The organism is Sulfurimonas sp., from assembly GCF_032250635.1.
Taxonomy (GTDB): domain Bacteria; phylum Campylobacterota; class Campylobacteria; order Campylobacterales; family Sulfurimonadaceae; genus Sulfurimonas.
The window spans coordinates 1-20,476 of sequence record NZ_JAVVFL010000011.1 but is presented as its reverse complement, the minus strand read 5'-3'; the positions used below and the strand labels follow the sequence as shown (position 1 = coordinate 20,476).

The following is a 20,476-nucleotide window of genomic DNA, read 5'->3' as shown; positions in this document are numbered from 1 at the left end:
CTGCCTTTGATGCACCGACATAGACATAACTCTCCGCCATAAGGCTTGACGCTAACGAGAGAGCCAAGAGGGTTGAGAGTGCTGATTTTTTTAACATGTAGAGCCTTTTTGTTATTTTAAAGATGCAGATTAAGTATGCATTCCCACTTGAAAAGTGGGAACGAGGAAAATAGATACTAACTAAACTTTACTTACACGCCCAGGGGCTTTGTTTACATAAAATATCAAGATTGTTTTGACAACCCTCTTTTGCTTCAGGATAAGACACATCAGAATCTACACATTTCATCCAATATTTATACGCAAGTTTTTTATCTACAGCAACATTTCCCTCTCCATTGTAATAAATAATACCAAGATTGTACATTGATGACACAGAAGAGCTTTTGGTTTTTTGTTCGATAGCTTTTTTAAACCAATATGTTGCTTTTTGTGTATCTTGTGCGGTGCCAGTACCCCATCTATAGTATTCTGCCAATCCAAATTGAGCAATAGCAGACCCAAGTTCTGCACCTTTTAAAGCAAGTCCAAATACTTTTTGAAGGTCTTTTTCCTTGCCACGCGATCCATCATAATGAAGTGCAAGGTAAAAATATGAATCAGTATTGCATTTGGGACAGTTAGAAATTGACTGTTCAAAAGCAAGTTTTGACTTCTCATAATCTTTTGCAGCATAATACTTTATCGCAGATATATATGCATGGTCATTTTCAAAAGCCAATAAGCTATTGATAAATAAAAAAAATACTAGTAGCTTTTTCATATTGAGAACTCCTTCTCAAATTCTGATATTTGCTGATTTAAAAAAACTTTGTTTCCTTTTTCCCCGGTAGATGTTTTTATAAATTCAGCAGAATTTATTGAATTTTCTAATAAGTGTTTTTTAACATACTCAAGAACAATTTCATTGTTTAGGAACTGTTTCTTATTTTCTAAGTTTAATTTAATTTCACATAAATCAAACTCACAGTTAATTTGCATTTGAATTTTCATTTGTTTTCCTTTGTTTTTTTTATAACACTCTATTGCATTTTGCACAATTGCTACCATTTTTGGAAGCTCTTGCTTCTCTTTGCGGTGGGTATATTCTGCATACACTGCATGGCAAAGTACTCCAACTAAAATAACAATAACTATGAAAGATAGAGGCGTAATTCCAAAAATAAGTTTTTCTGTGTCATGCTGTTTGTAATTTTGAGCAAAAGTAACCATCATGGTACCAACAGATATTAATAATGTAATAATTGCTATTATACTGTTCAGAGCAAATGCTTTAGCAACTTCTTTTGCAGCAATATTTTGCAACACATGTTCATAATACGCTAATTGCGTATCGTTTTCAATTTTAATATATCCCTCTGATAAACCCATTTACTACCTTTGTTTTTAAATGAAAGATAGACTTTACCCCCCCCTTATTAATAAATGCTTAAAAGCAACAAAATCTTTTCATTATAAACCAAAGAGCACTCTATAAGCCTCAAATAACTCTCTTATGCTATTATTATAAAAAAATTAAAGAGAAATTATGAGCAAAGCAGAGACTATTTACCTAAAAGATTATAAAGCACCCCAGTTTACTATTAAAACATGCGATTTGGTATTTGAACTATTTGAAGAGCATACGCAGGTTACAAATCTTATGAGCATTGAGAGAGTGGATGCGAGGGCTAAGGACTTATTGTTAGACAGTATAGATCTTGAAGTTGTGGAGATCTATCTTGATGATGAAAAGCTCTCCGAGAAGAGATATGTCATAGAGGATGAGCATTTGAGAGTTTTAGATGTTGGAGATGCGTTTAAGCTTATAATCATCAACAAAATCTATCCGCAGTTAAACAGCGAACTTGAGGGGCTTTACAAGTCTGGAAATATCTTCTGTACGCAAAACGAGCCTGAGGGGTTTAGACGCATTACTCCCTATCTAGACCGTCCTGATGTTATGGCGGTGTTTAAGACGACTCTTGTTGCAGATAAAGAGCGTTACCCTGTTTTGCTAAGTAACGGAAACAGAGAGTCGAACTTTAGGCTTGATGATGGAAGACATGGGGCTACATGGTTTGATCCGCATCCAAAACCTTCCTATCTTTTTGCGCTTGTTGCGGGAGATTTGGGAGTAGTTCAGGATAAGTTTGTAACAGCAAGCGGCAAATATGTAAGACTCTATATCTACACCGACAGAGGAAACGAGTCGAAGTGCAAACATGCTATGAAGTCGCTAAAAGATGCGATGAAGTGGGATGAGGAGGTTTACGGGCGTGAGTATGATTTGGAGCTTTATAATATAGTCGCAGTCGATAGCTTTAACATGGGAGCGATGGAAAACAAGGGGCTAAACATCTTTAACTCCGCTTATGTTCTTGCCGATGAAGACACGGCAACGGATGCGAACTTTATGGGAATCCAGAGCGTTATTGCACATGAGTATTTTCACAACTGGACCGGAAACCGCATCACATGCAGAGATTGGTTCCAACTCACACTAAAAGAGGGTTTGACGGTCTTTCGCGACCAGTGCTTCTCGGCTGATCTAAACTCAAAAGAGGTACAGCGCATTGAAGATGTAGATGCCCTGAGAGAGAGACAGTTTGTGGAGGATGCTTCCCCGACGGCGCACCCTATTCAGCCTGACTCTTACATGGCGATAAATAACTTCTACACGGCTACGGTTTACGAAAAAGGTGCTGAGGTTATCCGCATGCTGCACACTCTTTTGGGCGCGCAGAAGTACCGCAAGGCGATGGATTTATATTTTGATGCGTTTGATGGACAAGCTGTACGAACGGATGATTTTTTATGGGCGATGAGCGAGGCAGGCGGGATTGATTTAGAGCAGTTTAAAAGGTGGTACCACCAATCTGGCACGCCGAAGCTGCATGTAGATGAAAAGTTTGAGGACGGCAAATATAGCTTGACATTGACGCAGAAGGTTCCAAAGGCGGTTGATGGAAGCGAGCAGAAGCCATACTTTTTTCCTCTCAAGATGGCTCTTTTGGATGAGAGCGGCAAAGAGATAGAGGCAAAAACTCTTATAGTCTCAAAAGAGAGCGAGGAGTTCACCTTTAAAGTAGAGAAGAAACCTATTCTCTCCATAAACAGGGATTTTTCCGCACCTGTAATAGTCGAGCAGTCGCATAACGATTACGCTTTTTTGATGAAGCACGACACAAATAGCTATGTAAGATACGAATCGGCGCAATCTTTCGGACTTCAGACAATAGAGAGCATGATGAGAGGCAAGCCCATCGATGAGGAGTTTGTAAAGGCTTTCGGACTCATTTTAGATGAGGAGAAACTTGACCTCTCGTTTAAAGCGCTTCTGATGGAGCTGCCGAGTGTGAGCGCGATTATGCAAAGACAGGAGGTTGTCGATTTTGAGATGATTTGCGAAGCCAAAGAGAGGCTGCAGAAGCATCTGGCTTTAACGTTTAAAGAGAAGCTCTTGGGTATTTACAGTGAAAACCACACACCCGACTCCAAAGAGCTTGACGCGCAAAATATTGGCAAGAGAGCCATAAAAAACCGTGCTTTAAAGCATCTCTGTGCCTTAGAGAGCGATGAGGTTATTGCAGTTGCAAATGCCCAATATAACAACTCTGTAACCATGACAGACAGAATAGCCGCCCTTGATGTTTTGGAAAACTCTTCGCCGGAGTTCTCAGCCGTTGCACTTGGGCATTTTTATAAAAAGTACAACAGAGATACGCTTGTTATGAACAAGTACTTCTCTATTTTGGCGGCATCGCACAGAGACGGAACGCTTGATCGTGTTATGGCGCTTCAAAACGACCCTGCTTACAATGAGCTGGTTCCAAATCTTGTCCGCTCACTTATCGGTGTTTTTGCAAGAAACTACAAACACTTTCATGCCAAAGACGGCTACGGCTATAAATTTGTGGCAGATAAGATTATAGACATCGATAAGATAAATCCGCAGATGGCATCAGGGCTTGCGGGATCGTTTAAAATATATAAAAAAATGAATAAAGTAAATAAAAAATTGATGAGAGCAGAGCTACAGAGAGTCCTATCGGAGCCATCGCTTTCAAAAAATGTTTATGAAATCGTGAGCAAAATACTCAAAGTATAATTATAATAAAATGTAAAGAAACTCTTTACATTTTTAAGATACTATTGTGGCAGGTTTTTATACTTAAATAATAAAAAGGATCTATTATAATGGCTAGATTAGTTGTTCTTGGTGGAGGAGTTTCAGGTCATACTGCTGCTACCTTTGCCGCAAAATGGTTAGGTTCTGCCCACGAGGTAGTTGTTGTTACCCCAAATTCAAAATGGAATTGGATTCCATCAAATATTTGGGTCGGTGTCGGCGAGATGAGTAAGGAAGAGGTCACTTTTGATCTAGCTCCGGTTTATGCCAAAGCAGGTATTAATTATAAACAGGCGAAGGCTGTCTCAATCAATCCAGAGGGTGCTGAGTCAAGCGATAAGCCTTTTGTGACTATTGAGTATACGCTTGCAGGTCGTGAGGGCGAAGTTGAGAATGTTGAGTATGATTATCTAATCAATGCAACGGGACCAAAGCTCAACTTTGGCGCAACTCCGGGACTTGGAGTAGGCTCAGAACTCGGCGAATTTACAGTTTCGGTTTGTACGGCAGATCATGCTACTCATGCAAATGAAGAGTTCCAGAAATGTATCCAGAAGATGAAACAGGGTGAGCGCCAAAAGTTTTTAATAGGTACGGGACACGGTATGTGTACATGCCAAGGTGCTGCTTTTGAGTATATTTTCAATATTGAGCATGAGCTTAAAAAAGCTGGTGTTCGTGATATGGCTGAAGTAAAGTGGATCTCAAACGAGTCTTTCTTGGGCGATTTTGGAGTCGGCGGACTTCACATGAAGAGTATGGGTTTTGCGGTTAGCTCAAAAATCTTTGCCGAGTCTCTATTTACCGAAAGAGATGTTGACTGGATAATAGGCGCTCATGTCAACAAGGTTGAAAAAGGAAAAGTACACTATGAGCTGCTTGATGGCTCAATGGGCGAAGAGGAGTTTGACTTCTCAATGCTGATTCCTCCATTTGCGGGCGTCGGCCTTAAAGCTTTCGCAAAAGACGGTTCGGATATTACAAGTACGGTTTTTGCTCCAAACGGTTTTATGAAAGTTGATGCTAATTACTCTGCAGGCTCATATGAGAACTGGAAGGCAAGCGATTGGCCAAAAACTTACCAAAACCCGGCTTATGCAAATATGTTTGCCTGCGGAATTGCGTTTGCTCCTCCACACCCAATCTCCAAACCGATGAGCTCACCAAACGGAACTCCTATAAGCCCGACTCCTCCAAGAACGGGCATGCCCTCAGGTATTATCGGAAAAGCGGTAGCTCACAGTATTTGTGACAGAATTTTAAAGGGAGATATCACTCCTCTGCATGAAGCTTCTATGGCTCACATGGGTGCAGCTTGTGTTGCATCGGCAGGTAAAGGTCTTTTTGATGGAACAGCCGCTGCGATGACTATCTATCCTGTTGTTCCCGACTTTGAAAAATATCCGGGAACCGGTCGCGATACAGAGTATACATTTGGCGAGATTGGTCTTGCAGGTCACTGGATTAAACATATCCTTCATCACCTATTTATTTGGAAGGCTAAGCTAAAAGCTGGCTGGACAATGATCCCTGAATAGAATTTAAGAATAGACATCAAAGGAGATACATATGGAAAAGAAAGCAGAACATAACATTAAGGCATACGGCAAAAATTTTACAACAATGACACCCGGTCCATTTGCTATAAAATTAAGAACATGTAAGATCTGGCAATTTATCAGATTTATAATTATTAATATAAAAATGTTAGTAGTGGTAAGAAAAAGTCACTAACTCATCAAAAACAGAGACTTTGCGATCCGCAGGGTCTCTGTCCATTCTGATTTAACACCCCCAAATAAGGTACTTTAATGATTAGAGAAATAATTACCTACCCAACCCCGCCCAGTGTACAATATGCGACAGATGTTAGAACTTTTAACGAAGAGCTCTTCTCTCTAATTGAGGACATGAAAGATACTATTGAAGCAAACTCTTTAGATGGTCTTGCCGCATTTCAGATTGGTAGTTATTATAATGTTGTAGTTATTAAAAAAGAGGATGGGACGTTTTTAGAGCTGATAAACCCGAGGCTTATAAGCAACAGCGGCAGGGTAACAACGGTGGAGAAAACGGCTTATTTCCCAGGACTGAGTGCCAATGTAACAAGGTATGAGAAAATCAGTGTTATTTATCAAGACAAAGAAGCAAAGCAACACTCTTTAAGGGCAGAAGGAGATCTTAGTATTTTACTTCAGAGAAAAATCGACTATACATTTGGATCGAGTTTTTTCAACAAGTTAAATAAACAAGAGAAGAAACTCTTTGAGAAAAAACTTGATTTTGGAAGCGATATTGCAATATCAGAGGCTTGTCCGACAAAATTCAATAGAGATTACATTGTTAAAGCTGTTAATATTGCGATGATTGTAATGTTGGTTTTACTGATGGCTTCACTATTTGTCTCTAAAGAGACCTCAGAGCAGCTGTGGAGTTATCAAAAATACCTATTTTTTGCTACCATAGTTTTAAATATTATATACTTTTTTTATGCACAGTACGAAGGCAAAAAATTTACATCCTGCACAAGTTGCCAAATCGGAAATATAATAGGAACGGCACTGATTTCGCTGATAAAGATATTTGCTATTATGTTGATATCATATTTAATAATGTAGAAAGAGTGAACGAGAATGGGAAAAGAACTGCTAAATCTTGTAAAAAATCAAAATATTTTAATCGAATCAAAAGAGACCGTGCTTTTAAGTTGGATATCTTATGAGTCCCTTCAAAAATTGCTTAAACTTCATGATATTGATAAGAATCTATTTTTACAAGAGTACGGTGGCGGTGTATTTGACTACTTTATGGGCGTAATAGCGGGAAGTGTAAAAATCGGAAACTGCCCGATTATGCAGAAACTACTTTTATACCTCAAAGATAAAGATATTAGAGCAGATGAACTCTTTGAGATTTGCAGCCATTTTAAAAGAGGAATGGTTGAGTTTACATTTGACGCCAAGATCAACTCCAAAGAGCTTTTTGATGAGCTTTCATACATTTTTGACAAAAACTTTCAGAGTATATTGAAATACTACTCAGATACGATTTTTGAAAAAGAGCAGGAGATAACCAGGCATGTAAAACTCTTAAATGAGTACCAAAAAGCACTTGATGAGAGTGCAATCATCTCCAAAATGGACCAAAACGGAATTATTACCTATATCAATGAAAAATATATAAAACTTAGCGGGTACGGTAGTGATGAGCTTATGGGAAGTAAGCACAGCATGACAAAGCATGAGGATATGCCCGAGGAGTATTTTGAGGATATGTGGTTTCAGCTTGAAAATGCAGGCATCTTTAGAGGTACGATTAAGAACAGTAAAAAAGATGGAGGCTACTTTTATATAGACGTGACAATTGCCAAGATAATAGACCCCTATGATGATTCAATCGAGTATATATCAATAGGCAACGACGTTACAACGCTAATAGACGCCAGACTTGAGGCTCAAAAAGCTTCACATGCAAAGGATTACTTTCTCTCAAACATGTCGCATGAGATTAGAACACCCCTAAATGCAATTTTGGGGTTTGTCAATCTTCTCATAGACCAAGAGGATCTTTCAAAGCAGCATAGAAAATATCTAGAGATTATTTTAAACAGCGGAGAGAATCTCTTAAGTATAATAAATGATATTTTGGATTTTACAAAACTAAGAAGCGGCGAGTTTACAATTGAGCCCAGAATTTTCTCTATTCACAATGAGATTAGTCACACGCTAGAGCTTTTCGTAGCTTCCGCAAATGCTAAAGATATTGTAGTTACCTCTTTTATAGATCCTACAATACCAAAAGAGCTATATGCAGACTCACTAAGAATCAAACAAATTCTCTCCAACCTCTTGAGCAATGCCATAAAGTTTACAAAGGTAGGCGGGCATATACACGTTGAGGCGGTATGTGAAAAAAACAATATCTTAAAAGTAAGTGTTAACGATAACGGCATAGGCATAGCGCAAGAGGACATAAGAAATATATTTACAGCATTTTCGCAGGCAGGAAGATGGGAGGCAGATAAGCTTGAGGGAACAGGGCTAGGACTATCCATCTGTCATCAGCTTGCCGAGCATATGGGTGGAAGTGTGCATGTAAAGTCAAAACTGGAAGAGGGGAGCACTTTTTGGGTAGAGATTCCTGTTGAGATCCATGACTACGAATGCCAAATATTTAGTGACCTAGATGAGCTAAAGACGCTAAAGACCATTTTTTACTCAAAAGATATGATAAGAGGATATAAGGCGGACTCATTTTTAAAATACTCAGATATGTTCAATATGAATATAGAGATGGTGGATAATCTAGATGGAGAGTATGATATAGCTGTATTTTTAGATGAGTATATTGATGGTGACATTAAAGAGAAGATTATAAACTCCAACAAAAAATATGTTGCCATCACCAGCAACCCGACTGATAAGTATGAGAAGTATCCGCACATATCATCTGCTTGTTTTCCTCTTTATTGTTCAAAAATCAGAACAACATTTGAGGAGCTGCTTCACCCTGACTCTTTCTCTGTCCATAAGCAAAGTAAGAGTATGAAATTTCAAGGGCATGTTTTAATAGCAGAGGACAATGAGGCAAATCAGGAGCTTATTAAAATATTACTTACCAAATACGGGCTTACTTATGATCTGGCGACAAACGGTCTAGAGGCCGTTAACCTTTATAAAGCAAAAAAATATGACCTTATTTTGATGGATGAGCAGATGCCTGTCATGGATGGAAATGAGGCTGTTGGAAATATAATAAAGTATGAAAAAGAGAGAGGGTTAAAACATACTCCCATATCTGCTTTGACGGCAAATGTTATAAAAGGGGCAAAAGAGAGAGGGCTAAAGAGCGGGTTCGACTCCTTTTTGGGAAAACCAATTGTTATAAAAGAGCTTGAGAGAGTCTTTTTTAACTATCTGCAGGTTTCAGAAGAGGCGGTAGAGTGTTTAGAGCTAGTCGAGCATACAAATACAATAGAGGGACTTGATTATGATAAGTTGAGTCAGGAGTTGATGTTGAGCGGCGACGAGTTGATTATGCTTGTGGAGCTTTTTTTGAAAAAGATGGCAAAACAAATTCCGGATTTACATAGTGCCATAAAATCAAGAGATTACAAAAAAATAGCGCTTATTGCCCACAGTATAAAAGGCTCAAGCGGTAACTTCAGGATTGAGTCGGTGCAAGAAGAGGGTGAGAAAATAGAGAAGATGGCAAAAGCCAAAGAGAAAGATTTTGATTTTGAGCACTCCTTTGAGAAGATAAGAATTGCTCTTGAAGCTATAAAAGTCAAGTAATTAACTACTTCTCTATATAGTAGCCGATTCCTGAGGCATTTTTTATTATGTCGGTAGGGAGTTTGTTTCTTAGTCTCCAGACAAGAGTTCTTATGCTGTTCTCCGTTGCTCCATTATCTTTCCAGACATAATCTATTGCTTGTGAAAAGCTGATGGTATGTCCAAGTTTTGCGACAAGAAGTCTTAGAATCGCTCTCTCTTTTTTTGTCAGTTTTATCTTTTCATTGTTGTAGAATATCTCATCTTGGGATATGTCCATATGGTAGCCATTGCCAAAAAATATAATGGGCTTGTCTGATTCTCTTTTGGCATAAAGAAGCTTTTCTACATTGCTTTGGTCAAGTTTAGGCATAAGTGCCTCTTCGCTTCTTTTGTTCTCCATCTCAAACTTGAAAATAGCCATCTGTATAGTTGCATGCAGAGAGGATGGGTCAAAAGGTTTTACGATGTAGCCATAAGGCTCCGTCTTGATTGCTTCTGCTATTATATCATCGTCGGTATAGGATGTAAGATAGATAAAGGGTATTGCATAGTTTTGTCTAATGGTTTTGGCAAGTTCGATTCCGTCGCTACTCTCTTGAAGAGATATATCTATAATAATAACATCAGGTCTGTATGATGATAGCTTCTCTTTCGCCTCCGCTGCATTATCGTACATTCCAACTATCTCATAGCCGTGCTTTTGAAGAGACAACTTGAGGTTTAGGGCTGTGATCTCATCATCTTCAACAATCATAATAGTGTGTTTATTCATATTTAATCCAGTATAAGTATATATATCTATGATATTATAATCAAATTATAGTATAAGTTTTTTTAATCCCATAATAAAAATGTGATAAATGTGATAATATTGTTACAGCATTACACTTTATATGTATAAATATCAATTTTTTTCTATTTTTGGAATGGCGTTTGCTGTAGTTAAAAAATGTTTTCAAGGAAACTCAGTGAATTTTATAGAGACCCTAAAGCTTAGAAGTAAGCTTTTGTTTATTTTTATAATTATTACGGTCGGCTTGGTTGTTGTCGGCGTGATAGGAACAATAAACTTAAAATCTATGAAAAAGAATCTAGATTCCCTCTATTTTGGCTCTCTTGTGCCTGTTACGGAGTTAAATAGAATTCTTCAAACATACCATAGAACACTGGGTAGTACACTATACAAAGCGAAAAATGCTCAAATCTCTCCTGATGAGGTTAAATCACGCATAAAATCAGCAATACAGAGCATTGAGAGAGAGTGGAAAAACTACGAGGAGCACTTTAAGAGAGATTACGAGCTTGGTTATATTGAGTATGCAGCATTCGAGATAAAAGCCGCCAATAACTATTTTAGCAGGGCAGTAGAATCAATCGAGAATGGGAGCGATATGAAAAATTTATCGCTTAGCAGTGTTGAAAATAGAATTTCACATATACATCAAGTTGTGAATAGACTAATCACTTATGAAGTGGATGTAGCAAAATATGAGCGCAAAAACTTTCTAGTTATTTATGAGGCAATTTTGATGAAAGTCGGCTCTATTTTAGTGCTGGTAATATTTGGCGTGATGGTAATATCGTTTTATGTATTTAAGAGTATACAAAGCGATCAGACCTCACTAGAGATAGTTGCAAAAAAATTAAAAATTGCAAATAAAAAGCTTGAGAATGCTTCATATACGGACTCTTTAACGGAGCTTCATAACAGGAGATATTTTAACCTTGTGTACGATAGAGAGATAAAAAGAGCAAAAAGAAATAACAGCAGCATTACCTTTATGATGCTAGATATTGACTACTTTAAACAGTATAACGACACATATGGGCATATAGAGGGAGACGCAGCTCTGAGGAGTGTTGCGAAAGTCTTTAAAGATCTCTTTAAACGTCCAAGTGATTTTGTATTTAGACTCGGAGGAGAGGAGTTCGGAGTGCTTTTTACAGAAGTGGATGAGGAGAATAGCGCAATTATTGCTAGAAATATTTGTGACGGGGTAAAAGGGTGCGGGATTAAGCATGAAGGCTCGAAAATAAATGAGTTTTTAACAGTATCAATCGGGGTCGCTTGCTGTGTGGCTGATGAGGCACTGGATGATGAAGTGCTTATAAGCAAAGCAGATGAGATGCTCTACCGCGCAAAAGAGAGCGGAAGAGACGGATATAGTATAACGACAAATTAAGCGTCACAACCCCGCATATTGCCCAGAGAGCGAGCGCTTAAACCAGTCCTTGCTCGATCATAGCGTCGGCTACTTTTCTGAATCCTGCAATATTCGCACCTAAAACTAGATTTGTAGGTTCGCCAAACTCGGCAGCAGTCGTGCTTGCACTTACATAGATATTTTTCATAATTTGAGCCAGTTTTGCATCAACCTCTTCAAAGGTCCAGTTGACCATAGATGCGTTTTGCGCCATCTCTAGTTGACTTGTTGCAACGCCGCCGGCATTTGCAGCTTTACCGGGACCGTAGCAGATTTTTGATTCAACAAAAAGATCTACCGCCTCAGGAGTAGAAGGCATATTTGCACCCTCGCTTATACAAACACAGCCGTTTGCAAGAAGATTCTTCGCATCATTTAGGTTGAGTTCATTTTGTGTAGCACTTGGAAATGCCGCATAACATGGAATCGTATAGACACCGTTGCAATCTTCAGGATACTCTTCAATCGGAGTATATTTTGCATTTGGTCTGCTTTTTAAATACTCTGTCAGTCTCTCTCTTCTTACCTCTTTTAAATCTTTTAAGAGCTCTAAGTCGATTCCTTCTTCGTCATAAATCATACCGTTTGAGTCGCTGCATGTAACAGGAATAGCGCCAAGATGGTAAAGTTTTTCGATTGTGTAGATAGAAACGTTTCCGCTTCCCGAAACTACACACTTTTTACCCTCTAGAGTCTCGCCTTTGTCTTCAAGCATGTACTTAGCAAAATAGACGGCTCCATAGCCTGTAGCCTCCGTTCTTGCAAGTGAACCACCCCATCTGAGTGATTTTCCTGTAAGAACACCTTCGTACTTGTTAGCAAGTTTTTTATACATACCAAACATGTAGCCGATTTCTCTGCCTCCAACCCCGATATCTCCTGCAGGAACATCCGTATTTGCACCTATGTGTCTGAAAAGTTCGCTCATAAATGCTTGACAAAATCTCATGACCTCATTGTCAGATTTGCCTTTTGGATTAAAGTCGCTTCCCCCTTTTCCGCCTCCGATTTGAAGACCTGTAAGCGAGTTTTTGAAAATCTGCTCAAATCCTAAAAACTTGATAACGCCTGCATTTACGCTTGGGTGAAATCTAAGACCACCTTTATATGGACCAAGAGCCGAGTTGAACTCTATTCTGTAACCTTTGTTTACTTGAATCTCGCCATTGTCATCAACCCAGTTTACTCTAAAGAGTATCTGTCTCTCAGGCTCAACAATTCTCTCTATTATTTTGTGTTTTCTATATTTTGGATATTTTTCCATTAACGGGCGGAGTGATTCAAGTACCTCTTCGGCAGCTTGATAAAACTCTTTTTGAGACGGGCTAGATCTCTTTAGGTATTCAAAAACTTCTTTTACGTATGGCATATATTTTCCTTTTTTTTAAATAGGTGGGGATGATACTATAAAAAAAATTAAATTTTCTATAATAAAGTCTATATTTAATAAATTATTAAAAAAAATGATTAATTTTTCATCATTTTTCAATTGACAAATAAAATATATTTTGGTAGCCTTGGTAGAGGTGCTCACTATTTTGCACTGTTAAAATTTTGAAGGAATGCAAATATGAAAATATCTAAAGAAAAATTTGATGAGGCAAAAGATGTCGCAAAACAGTGGCAGTTATATATAGATGAACATAGAGAGCCGATTGAGCAGAAGTTTCATGGTACGATGCTAAGAATGCTAAAAGACCCGATAAACAAGATTTTTTTAATTGAACTTCTAGATCAGAGTTTTCGCTCTAAAAATCCTCACAGAGTTGCAGACCAGATAGAGTACATATTTAGTAAATATAAAGATAGTAGCTTTTTGAGCGCTTTTGAAGAGATGCTTGTTCTCTCTTTTCGTAAAGTCGGCATCTATATGACAAGCATCTCTATACCAATTTTTATAAAGTATTTAAGAAACGATATTAAAAATGTCGTTATACCCGGAGAAGAGAAGGCTCTTGTAGAGCACATTAAAAAGAGAAAAGTAGAGGGAACAAGGGTAAATATAAACATAATAGGTGAGATAGTCTTAGGAGAAGAAGAAGCGGACGAGAGGGTACAAAAGTATATAAAAACGCTTCAAAATCCGCATATTGACTATATCTCCATTAAGATATCTACCATTTTTTCGCAGATAAATCCTTTGGCACATGAGTGGAGTGTAGGGCAGATCTCAAATAAATTAGAGAAAATTTACAACGCTGCCCTGCAGAACAGATTTGTAGATGCAAATGGCAAAGAGAGTGATAAATTCGTAAATCTTGACATGGAGGAGTACAAAGATGTTCGTCTTACAATAGATGTTTTTAAAAAGACACTGTCGTTTGAGAAGTTCAAATCTCTTCATGCTGGAATTGTTCTTCAGACGTATCTTCCAGATACTTTGGAATTGGCTAAAGAGTTGAGTATATGGGCAAAACAGAGAGTTCAAAATGGTGGAGCGCCTATCAAGATTCGTTTGGTAAAAGGTGCAAATCAGGAGATGGAGCTAACGGAGGCAAGCCTTAGAGGATGGGAGTGCGTTACATATAGAAAAAAAGCACAAAGCGACGCTAACTTTAAACTTATTATTGACTATCTTTTAGATCCTGATGTGGCACCATATGTGCATCTTGGCGTTGCTTCACACAATCTTTTTGACCATGCTCTTGGAATGCTTCTCTCACGCGAGAGAGGAGTTGAGAAGTTTTACACTGCCGAGATGCTAGAGGGTATGAGCGAGACCGCTTACAAGGTTCTCAAAAAAGAGGGATTAAACGTAATACTCTACGCTCCGACAGCGACGAAAAAGACATTTACAAACGCTATTGCATATCTTGTAAGAAGATTTGATGAGAACACGGCAGAGCAAAATTTCTTGCGCCACAGTTTTGGACTTAAAGTTGACTCAGAGGCGTGGAAAACGCTTGTTAAGAGTTACGATGACGCCTTGGAGGAGATCAAAGATCTCAAGCTTACCCCGTACAGAGTCCAAGACAGAAACAGGGAGCCTGCAAAGCCTGAGATCGATCTGGATAACTATATTTATGAGAGTGAGGCAGATACGGATTTTGTATTGGAGCAGAACAAAAAGTGGGCTATAGATATTGCTAATAAGTGGAAAAACATAGCAAAAGAGGGCGGCTATCATGCAAGGCCGGTTGTGGCTTCAAAAGAGATAGAGAACAGTGATATTGTAGAGGTGATAGATAAGTCTCAATATCATAAGGGCATAGCAGTAGGCTCTTATGTAAAAGCTGCTGCAGATGATATGCACGAAGCGGTAAGAGTAGCAAAAGAGGATATTGACGGCTGGAGAAAACTCACAACAAAAGAGCGTCAAAAGATACTTATGGATGTGGCACATGAGTTTAGAAAAAGAAGAGCAGACCTTATAGGAGTTGCCGCGGCGGAAGTCGGCAAAGTCTTTGGCGAGACGGATGTCGAGGTCTCTGAAGCAATCGACTTTTTAAACTTCTATCCATACAGTGTAAGAAAGATAGAGGCGCTGGAGGGGGTGCATGTAACTCCAAAAGGGGTGGGGCTTGTTGTGAGTCCTTGGAATTTTCCCGTAGCCATTCCAGCAGGAGGTATTGCAGCGGCATTGGCATCTGGAAATACGGTTATCCTTAAACCCGCATCAGACTCTGTTCTTTGCGCACAGATGGTTTGTGAATGTTTTTGGAGTGCAGGTGTTAGTAGAAATACGCTTCAATTTCTTCCATCAAGCGGAGCCTTAGCTGGAGAGGAGCTTATAACTAACAGAGATATTGATTTTACAATATTTACAGGCGGAGAGCAGACGGCTTATAGCATGATAAAACAGCGTTCAGACATTCATCTAAGTGCTGAGACGGGCGGCAAAGACGCTACCATAGTTACCTCAATGGCGGATCGTGATCAGGCTGTGAAAAATGTTGTGGCCTCTGCATTTAGCAACTCGGGACAGAAGTGTTCGGCAACATCTCTGCTTGTACTGGAAGATGAACTCTATAACGATGAAAATTTTAAAAAGATGTTGGCTGATGCAGCAAACTCTCTAGAGGTAGGTTCAGTTTGGGATTTTAAAAATAAGATAGGAGCGCTCTCATCTAAACCATCCGGCAATCTTGAAAAAGCTTTGAGTTATCTGGATGATGGTGAAGAGTGGCTTCTTCCGCCATCTTATGCCGAGAGCAATAACCCTTACATGCTAAAGCCCTCAATCAGATGGGGAACTTCAAGTGGTGATTTTTGTCACATGAATGAGCTTTTTGGTCCTGTTTTAAGCGTTATGAGAGCGGATGATTTAGAAGATGCCATAGATGTAGTAAACTCGACAGGGTACGGTCTTACGTCGGGAATAGAGAGTCTTGATGAGAGGGAACAGGAGATATGGAGAGAGAAATTAAGAGCAGGTAATCTATATATAAACCGCGGTACGACAGGTGCGATAGTTATAAGACAACCCTTTGGCGGCATGGGCAAATCTGCCATAGGAAGCGGCAAAAAAGCGGGCGGATTTAACTATGTTACGCAGTTTATGAATATAGGCGCGGATGAGTTTGCATTTCAAGAGACGCATGCGTTCTCATCCCACGGTGTTTTTGCAAACGAGGTCTCAAAGGCTTCTGAGATTGCAAAAGATTTTCTCAAGTGGCACAGGGAAGAGTTTGGCAAAGAGCATGACTATGCAAATGTCAGAGGAGAGAGCAATATTATAAGATATTTGGGTGTAAAAAGTGTTCTTTTGAGATGTCAAAACGGCGATAAACTTCACGAAATACTCGCATCCATTACGGCTGTAAAGATTGCAGGGGCAACGCTTCACATCTCGCTTCCAAAAAAGATAGAGAGTGATGAACTTGCATGGCTTATAAATAATTCAAGAGATATTTTGGCAAAAGAGGATCTTCTGGAGCTTCAAGATGAAGGTGAGTTGATAGAGTCGATGAAAAAGGTTCAAAGAGTCAGATTTTTAAATCCAAAACATGTAACAAAAAATATCTATGATGGACTAAAAGATGAAGCAAAACATATAGCAAGAGAGCCTTTTGTATCTAATGGAAGAGTTGAACTGCTTCACTACTTTATAGAGCAGAGTGTTACAAACTCATATCACAGATATGGAAATCTGGGAATTAGAGGGCTTGAGGATAAAGCTAATGCCCGCTCTTAAATCTAAAGCCCTCTTCTGTAAGCAGGGCTCTTAGTTTATCTTTTAATTCCCCTTGAAACTCCATCCAGCCCTCTTTGAGAGTGCCGCCGCATCCGAGCTTTTTCTTTAAAGTTTTTAACAGCTCTTCTGAGTCGTTTTGCGGTATGTGAAATTCGCCTACAAGAGTTACGGTCTTGCCGCGTCTCTTCTCTTTTTTAAAAACTAAAAAATGTTTAGAAGGTTCTAAAATTTCATCTGCTACAACACTTTTTCTAGGAGTCTCGATTTTCGCCCAGCCATCTTCTATCTCTGCACCGATAAAGAGATCGAGCTTCTTTCCTCTGCTCATGAGATTACTTTTTGCTTGAGCACACTCATGTTTGAGGAGTCAAAACTATCATCTTTTATGCTTTTGATTACATCATCCAAAGAGAGTTCTGTGTGATTGTAAAGCACTACAAAAAGCTTGTCATCCTCTTTTAAAAATGTGCTCTCTCCATAGGGAGTGTATCTTGTAGCGCCGATACTGATGATTGCATCTGAGGGATTGCTGCATGACGCTATATACTCGCTTAACGGCTCTAGCGGACCGAAATCTCTCTGGGTATTTATCTGCGCTACCATCCACTCTTGGAGTTTTTCATAGAAGTAGCTGTAGCCCTTAAGAGAAACATCTTCGCCGTAAGCATGAAGCTCACCCTCTCTTTTTAAAAAGCTGCAAATGGAGTAGCTATCCATTATGCCGCCATCGCTAAAGGTATCTATTTTGATTAAGTTTTCGCTCAGTCCTTTAGAATTTTCGCCCCAGTTTTTTTTGTCGCTTATTTTGGAAGCACCCGCAACCCGAATAGAGCAGTCGTTATAAGCTCCAAAGTGAGTAGTGATGATTTTAGAGAGTTTGTTGTTTATGTATTCAAGTTTGCAGATAAGAGCGACTTCAGGTTCTGCTTGAATGTTGAGCTCTTTGTGGGGTATTTTTATAGTTGAGCTTGAGAGAGGGTAGGTGTTTAAAATCTCTTTTGCACCCTGGACTCTCTTTGGAAGGTAAAAAGGAAACATTCCCTTGGGTGCCGCCTCATCTGCGGTAATAATATCTTTAAAATCTTCAAGTTCGCCGGCTTGGGCAAGATGCAGAGCAAAGTTGCCCGCAATTCCCAGACCCAAATAGTCTCTATATCTGTACATTTTGCTTCCTTTTAAAGTCACTTACTAAAGGTTTTGGGCGTAGGTAATTAAATGAGACCCTTCTCTTTAGCCTCTGCAAACTCTTCATAGCTTCCTTTGAAGTCAACATAGCTGCCGTCTGCTCTAAGCTCGATAATACGACCTGCAAATGCGTCAAGAAGTTCACGGTCATGTGATACACAGATAACATTTCCTTTGAAGTTGTAAAGCGCTTCGCCGAGTGCCACGATTGCTTCAAGGTCAAGGTGATTTGAAGGCTCATCCAGAACCAAAAAATTTCCGCCCTCAAGCATCATTTTGGAGAGCATCATTCTGTGTTTTTCTCCGCCTGAGATGCTTACAACCGATTTTTCTTGCTGCTCGCCGTTAAAAAGCATTCTTCCCAAACAGTTTCTAATCTCTGAGATATCGCGTTTTGGGTCAAATCCTCTTAGCCAATCATATAGAGTTCCATCGCCCTTGATAATGTCGGCGGTGTCTTGAGGAAAGTAGCTGTTTTCTATGGTTGCTCCCCAGTGAATCTCCCCGCTTGTAGGCTTTATCTCTTCCATAAGAATTTTTAAAAGAGTTGTTTTACCAACACCGTTTGCGCCGATAAGAGCGACTTTTTCGCCCGGCTCAAATTTTAAAGTTATGTTTTTTAAAACCTCATTGTCATCATAAGAGTGGTTTACTCCCGTGATTTGCAGAGCCTCATCACCCATGACTCTTTTTGCTTTAAACACAATACTTGGGTCACGGCGAGAAGATGGTTTTATGTCATCAATAACAAGTTTATCAAGTTTTTTCTGTCTTGATGTTGCTTGTTTTGCTTTTGAAGCATTTGCGCTAAATCGGCGAACAAAAGCCTCAAGTTCATCCTTTTCTTTCTCTTTTTTGGCATTGTTTAGCTCTTGCTGTTTTGCCATTACGTTTGCGGCAATATACCAATCATCGTAGTTACCTGCAAACTCACGGATTTTTTGATAATCAACATCTAGAATATTTGTAACAACGGCATTTAGGAAGTGTCTATCATGAGAGATGACTACCATTGTTCCTTCATGACGCTGAAGCTCATGCTCTAGCCAGCTGATTGTCTCAATATCAAGGTTGTTGGTAGGCTCATCAAGAAATAGCACGTCTGGTCTAGGGTATAAAACCTGAGCCAAGAGAACTTTAAACTTATCGGCACTGTCAAGCGTACTCATAAGCTCATTGTGATGGCTTGCAGGGATGCCGACATTTTCTAAGATTTTTGCAATATTTACATCGTACTCATAGGTCGGGTCTTCTTCTACACAGATAGTCTCAAGCTCGGCAAGACGGTCGTTTACGGCATCGTCTTCAAAGTCGCCTGTTGCATATATGACCTCTTTTTCTTTAATTGCGTTATATAATCTTTTGTTTCCATAAAGAACCGCATCCGCAATAGTAAAATCTTCATAAGCATACTGATTCTGCTCTAAAATTCCGACTTTATTTGTTTTTGGGATTATAACTTCGCCTTCATACTCATTGATCTGACCGCTGAGTATCTTTAAGAAGGTTGTTTTTCCGGCACCGTTTGCACCGATTAGACCATATCTTTTATGACGATCTAGTTTAAGATTTATGTCTTGAAATAGAACTCTATTTCCATAACGCATTATTAAATTTTGTACAGTTACCATGGTTTATCTCTCGCTCAGGCAGAAGTTGTGGTGCCTATTATTTTTCGCGATTATAGCCAATTGTTGTTTAAAAACTGATTATTATTAATCGGCAGAGTTGTCTTTTGCGCCTTCAAAAGCGTTGGTTACATCGCCGGTTATGCCATCAACTCCCTCATTAAACTCTTTTGCGCTGCATCCCGAAAAAATCAGCAAAGCTACTGCTGTTATCAATAAAAATTTCATTTTTTCTCCTGTAATTTACTGTGCGGTTTGTCCCAAAAATCAGCATCCGGTTCACCTTGATGCATACTTTTTAAGTACTTCTCTTCTGTTCTTTGAATCTCTGCTCTAATGAGATTGACTACTGCTTTTTGCGATGCTATCGGTTCAGGAAGAGCGCAGTACTCTCCATCTGTCAGCTCATCGTTGAATTTGGTCTCATCAAAACTTTTTCCAAGATATTTGACTATATACTTTAAGTCTCTCTCAGCATTTCCAAGACATGAAGTAGCGCCCGGCGACGGCGTCATGTTAAAAATAAGACCTTCTCCGGTATAGATTGAAGCCTCGCCCAGAAGAAGCCTCTGCTCATCTTTATTTAGCACCTGAGGGCGGACACCGCCAAAACCTTTGGCGTATCTAAACTCGTCTAGTTTAAGAGAGGGGACAATTTTTCTTGCATCTTTTAAAAAGAGATATTTGTTTAAAAAAGGGACTTCAAAAAGGAAGTTTCTAAAGATATATCTGCGAATATCGCGCTCTTTTAAAAGCTTCCAAAGAGCCATTGCAATATTTTTATCGAAGCGAAGAGTCTTCCAGAAATCCAAGTATGTTCCATTTTTGTAGCGCTCAAGTTTTGGAAGCATAAGTGCGGTAGGACCGAAACGCGTATTGCCATCAGCCAGAACATCGGGGTCGCCATGAAGGGCGGCAAATGGAAGTTTTGGATTTTG

At 39.2% G+C, this 20,476-nt stretch carries 14 protein-coding genes and 1 pseudogene; 6 read left to right on the top strand and 9 right to left on the bottom strand.

Annotation, left to right across the window (positions count from 1 at the left end):
* Positions 1 to 187: 187 nt before the first annotated feature.
* Positions 188 to 763, bottom strand: a complete 576-nt coding sequence (locus tag RQ763_RS01435; protein ID WP_314150692.1) for a tetratricopeptide repeat protein — start codon at positions 761 to 763, stop codon at positions 188 to 190.
* Positions 760 to 1,371, bottom strand: coding sequence for a hypothetical protein (locus tag RQ763_RS01430; RefSeq protein WP_314150691.1), 612 nt, complete (start codon positions 1,369 to 1,371; stop codon positions 760 to 762). Before RQ763_RS01430 ends, RQ763_RS01435 begins: the two co-directional genes overlap by 4 nt.
* A 157-nt stretch (positions 1,372 to 1,528) precedes the next feature.
* On the opposite strand from RQ763_RS01430, the gene pepN reads away from it, so the two are divergent.
* From pepN to RQ763_RS01410, 4 genes are all read left to right on the top strand, one after another.
* On the top strand, positions 1,529 to 4,090 hold the full coding sequence (pepN, locus tag RQ763_RS01425; protein ID WP_314150690.1) for an aminopeptidase N: 2,562 nt from the start codon (positions 1,529 to 1,531) through the stop codon (positions 4,088 to 4,090).
* A gap of 89 nt (positions 4,091 to 4,179) precedes the next feature.
* Positions 4,180 to 5,649: an NAD(P)/FAD-dependent oxidoreductase gene (locus tag RQ763_RS01420; RefSeq protein WP_314150688.1), complete on the top strand. Its 1,470-nt coding sequence runs from the start codon at positions 4,180 to 4,182 to the stop codon at positions 5,647 to 5,649.
* A gap of 273 nt (positions 5,650 to 5,922) precedes the next feature.
* Entirely contained in the window at positions 5,923 to 6,729 is an 807-nt protein-coding gene (locus RQ763_RS01415) for a peptide deformylase (protein ID WP_314150687.1), read from the top strand.
* A 15-nt stretch (positions 6,730 to 6,744) separates the two neighbouring features.
* On the top strand, positions 6,745 to 9,405 hold the full coding sequence (locus RQ763_RS01410; RefSeq protein WP_314150686.1) for an ATP-binding protein: 2,661 nt from the start codon (positions 6,745 to 6,747) through the stop codon (positions 9,403 to 9,405).
* 4 nt (positions 9,406 to 9,409) lie between these two features.
* Here RQ763_RS01410 and RQ763_RS01405 read toward each other — a convergent pair whose 3' ends face one another.
* Positions 9,410 to 10,159: a response regulator gene (locus tag RQ763_RS01405; protein WP_314150685.1), complete on the bottom strand. Its 750-nt coding sequence runs from the start codon at positions 10,157 to 10,159 to the stop codon at positions 9,410 to 9,412.
* A gap of 196 nt (positions 10,160 to 10,355) precedes the next feature.
* Here RQ763_RS01405 and RQ763_RS01400 point away from each other — a divergent pair, with 196 nt between their 5' ends.
* Entirely contained in the window at positions 10,356 to 11,570 is a 1,215-nt protein-coding gene (locus RQ763_RS01400) for a diguanylate cyclase domain-containing protein (protein ID WP_314150683.1), read from the top strand.
* 37 nt (positions 11,571 to 11,607) lie between these two features.
* Here RQ763_RS01400 and gdhA read toward each other — a convergent pair whose 3' ends face one another.
* On the bottom strand, positions 11,608 to 12,960 hold the full coding sequence (gdhA, locus tag RQ763_RS01395) for an NADP-specific glutamate dehydrogenase (RefSeq protein WP_314150682.1): 1,353 nt from the start codon (positions 12,958 to 12,960) through the stop codon (positions 11,608 to 11,610).
* 201 nt (positions 12,961 to 13,161) lie between these two features.
* On the opposite strand from gdhA, the gene RQ763_RS01390 reads away from it, so the two are divergent.
* Complete coding sequence (locus RQ763_RS01390) at positions 13,162 to 16,725, top strand: bifunctional proline dehydrogenase/L-glutamate gamma-semialdehyde dehydrogenase (RefSeq protein WP_314150681.1); 3,564 nt, start codon at positions 13,162 to 13,164, stop codon at positions 16,723 to 16,725.
* Here RQ763_RS01390 and RQ763_RS01385 read toward each other — a convergent pair.
* From RQ763_RS01385 to RQ763_RS01365, 5 genes and pseudogenes are all read right to left on the bottom strand, one after another.
* Complete coding sequence (locus tag RQ763_RS01385) at positions 16,709 to 17,053, bottom strand: translation initiation factor (RefSeq protein WP_314150679.1); 345 nt, start codon at positions 17,051 to 17,053, stop codon at positions 16,709 to 16,711. The two genes, RQ763_RS01390 and RQ763_RS01385, sit on opposite strands and share 17 nt — an antisense overlap.
* Positions 17,050 to 17,889, bottom strand: a complete 840-nt coding sequence (locus tag RQ763_RS01380) for a DUF5718 family protein (protein WP_314150678.1) — start codon at positions 17,887 to 17,889, stop codon at positions 17,050 to 17,052. Before RQ763_RS01380 ends, RQ763_RS01385 begins: the two co-directional genes overlap by 4 nt.
* A gap of 47 nt (positions 17,890 to 17,936) precedes the next feature.
* Positions 17,937 to 19,541, bottom strand: coding sequence for an ABC-F family ATP-binding cassette domain-containing protein (locus RQ763_RS01375; RefSeq protein ID WP_314150677.1), 1,605 nt, complete (start codon positions 19,539 to 19,541; stop codon positions 17,937 to 17,939).
* A gap of 84 nt (positions 19,542 to 19,625) precedes the next feature.
* Positions 19,626 to 19,766 (bottom strand): hypothetical protein, encoded by a 141-nt coding sequence (locus RQ763_RS01370; RefSeq protein WP_314150675.1) that lies wholly within the window; start codon positions 19,764 to 19,766, stop codon positions 19,626 to 19,628.
* Positions 19,763 to 20,476: pseudogene (locus RQ763_RS01365) on the bottom strand (malate:quinone oxidoreductase); the annotation flags it as partial. The pseudogene RQ763_RS01365 and the gene RQ763_RS01370, both read right to left, overlap by 4 nt.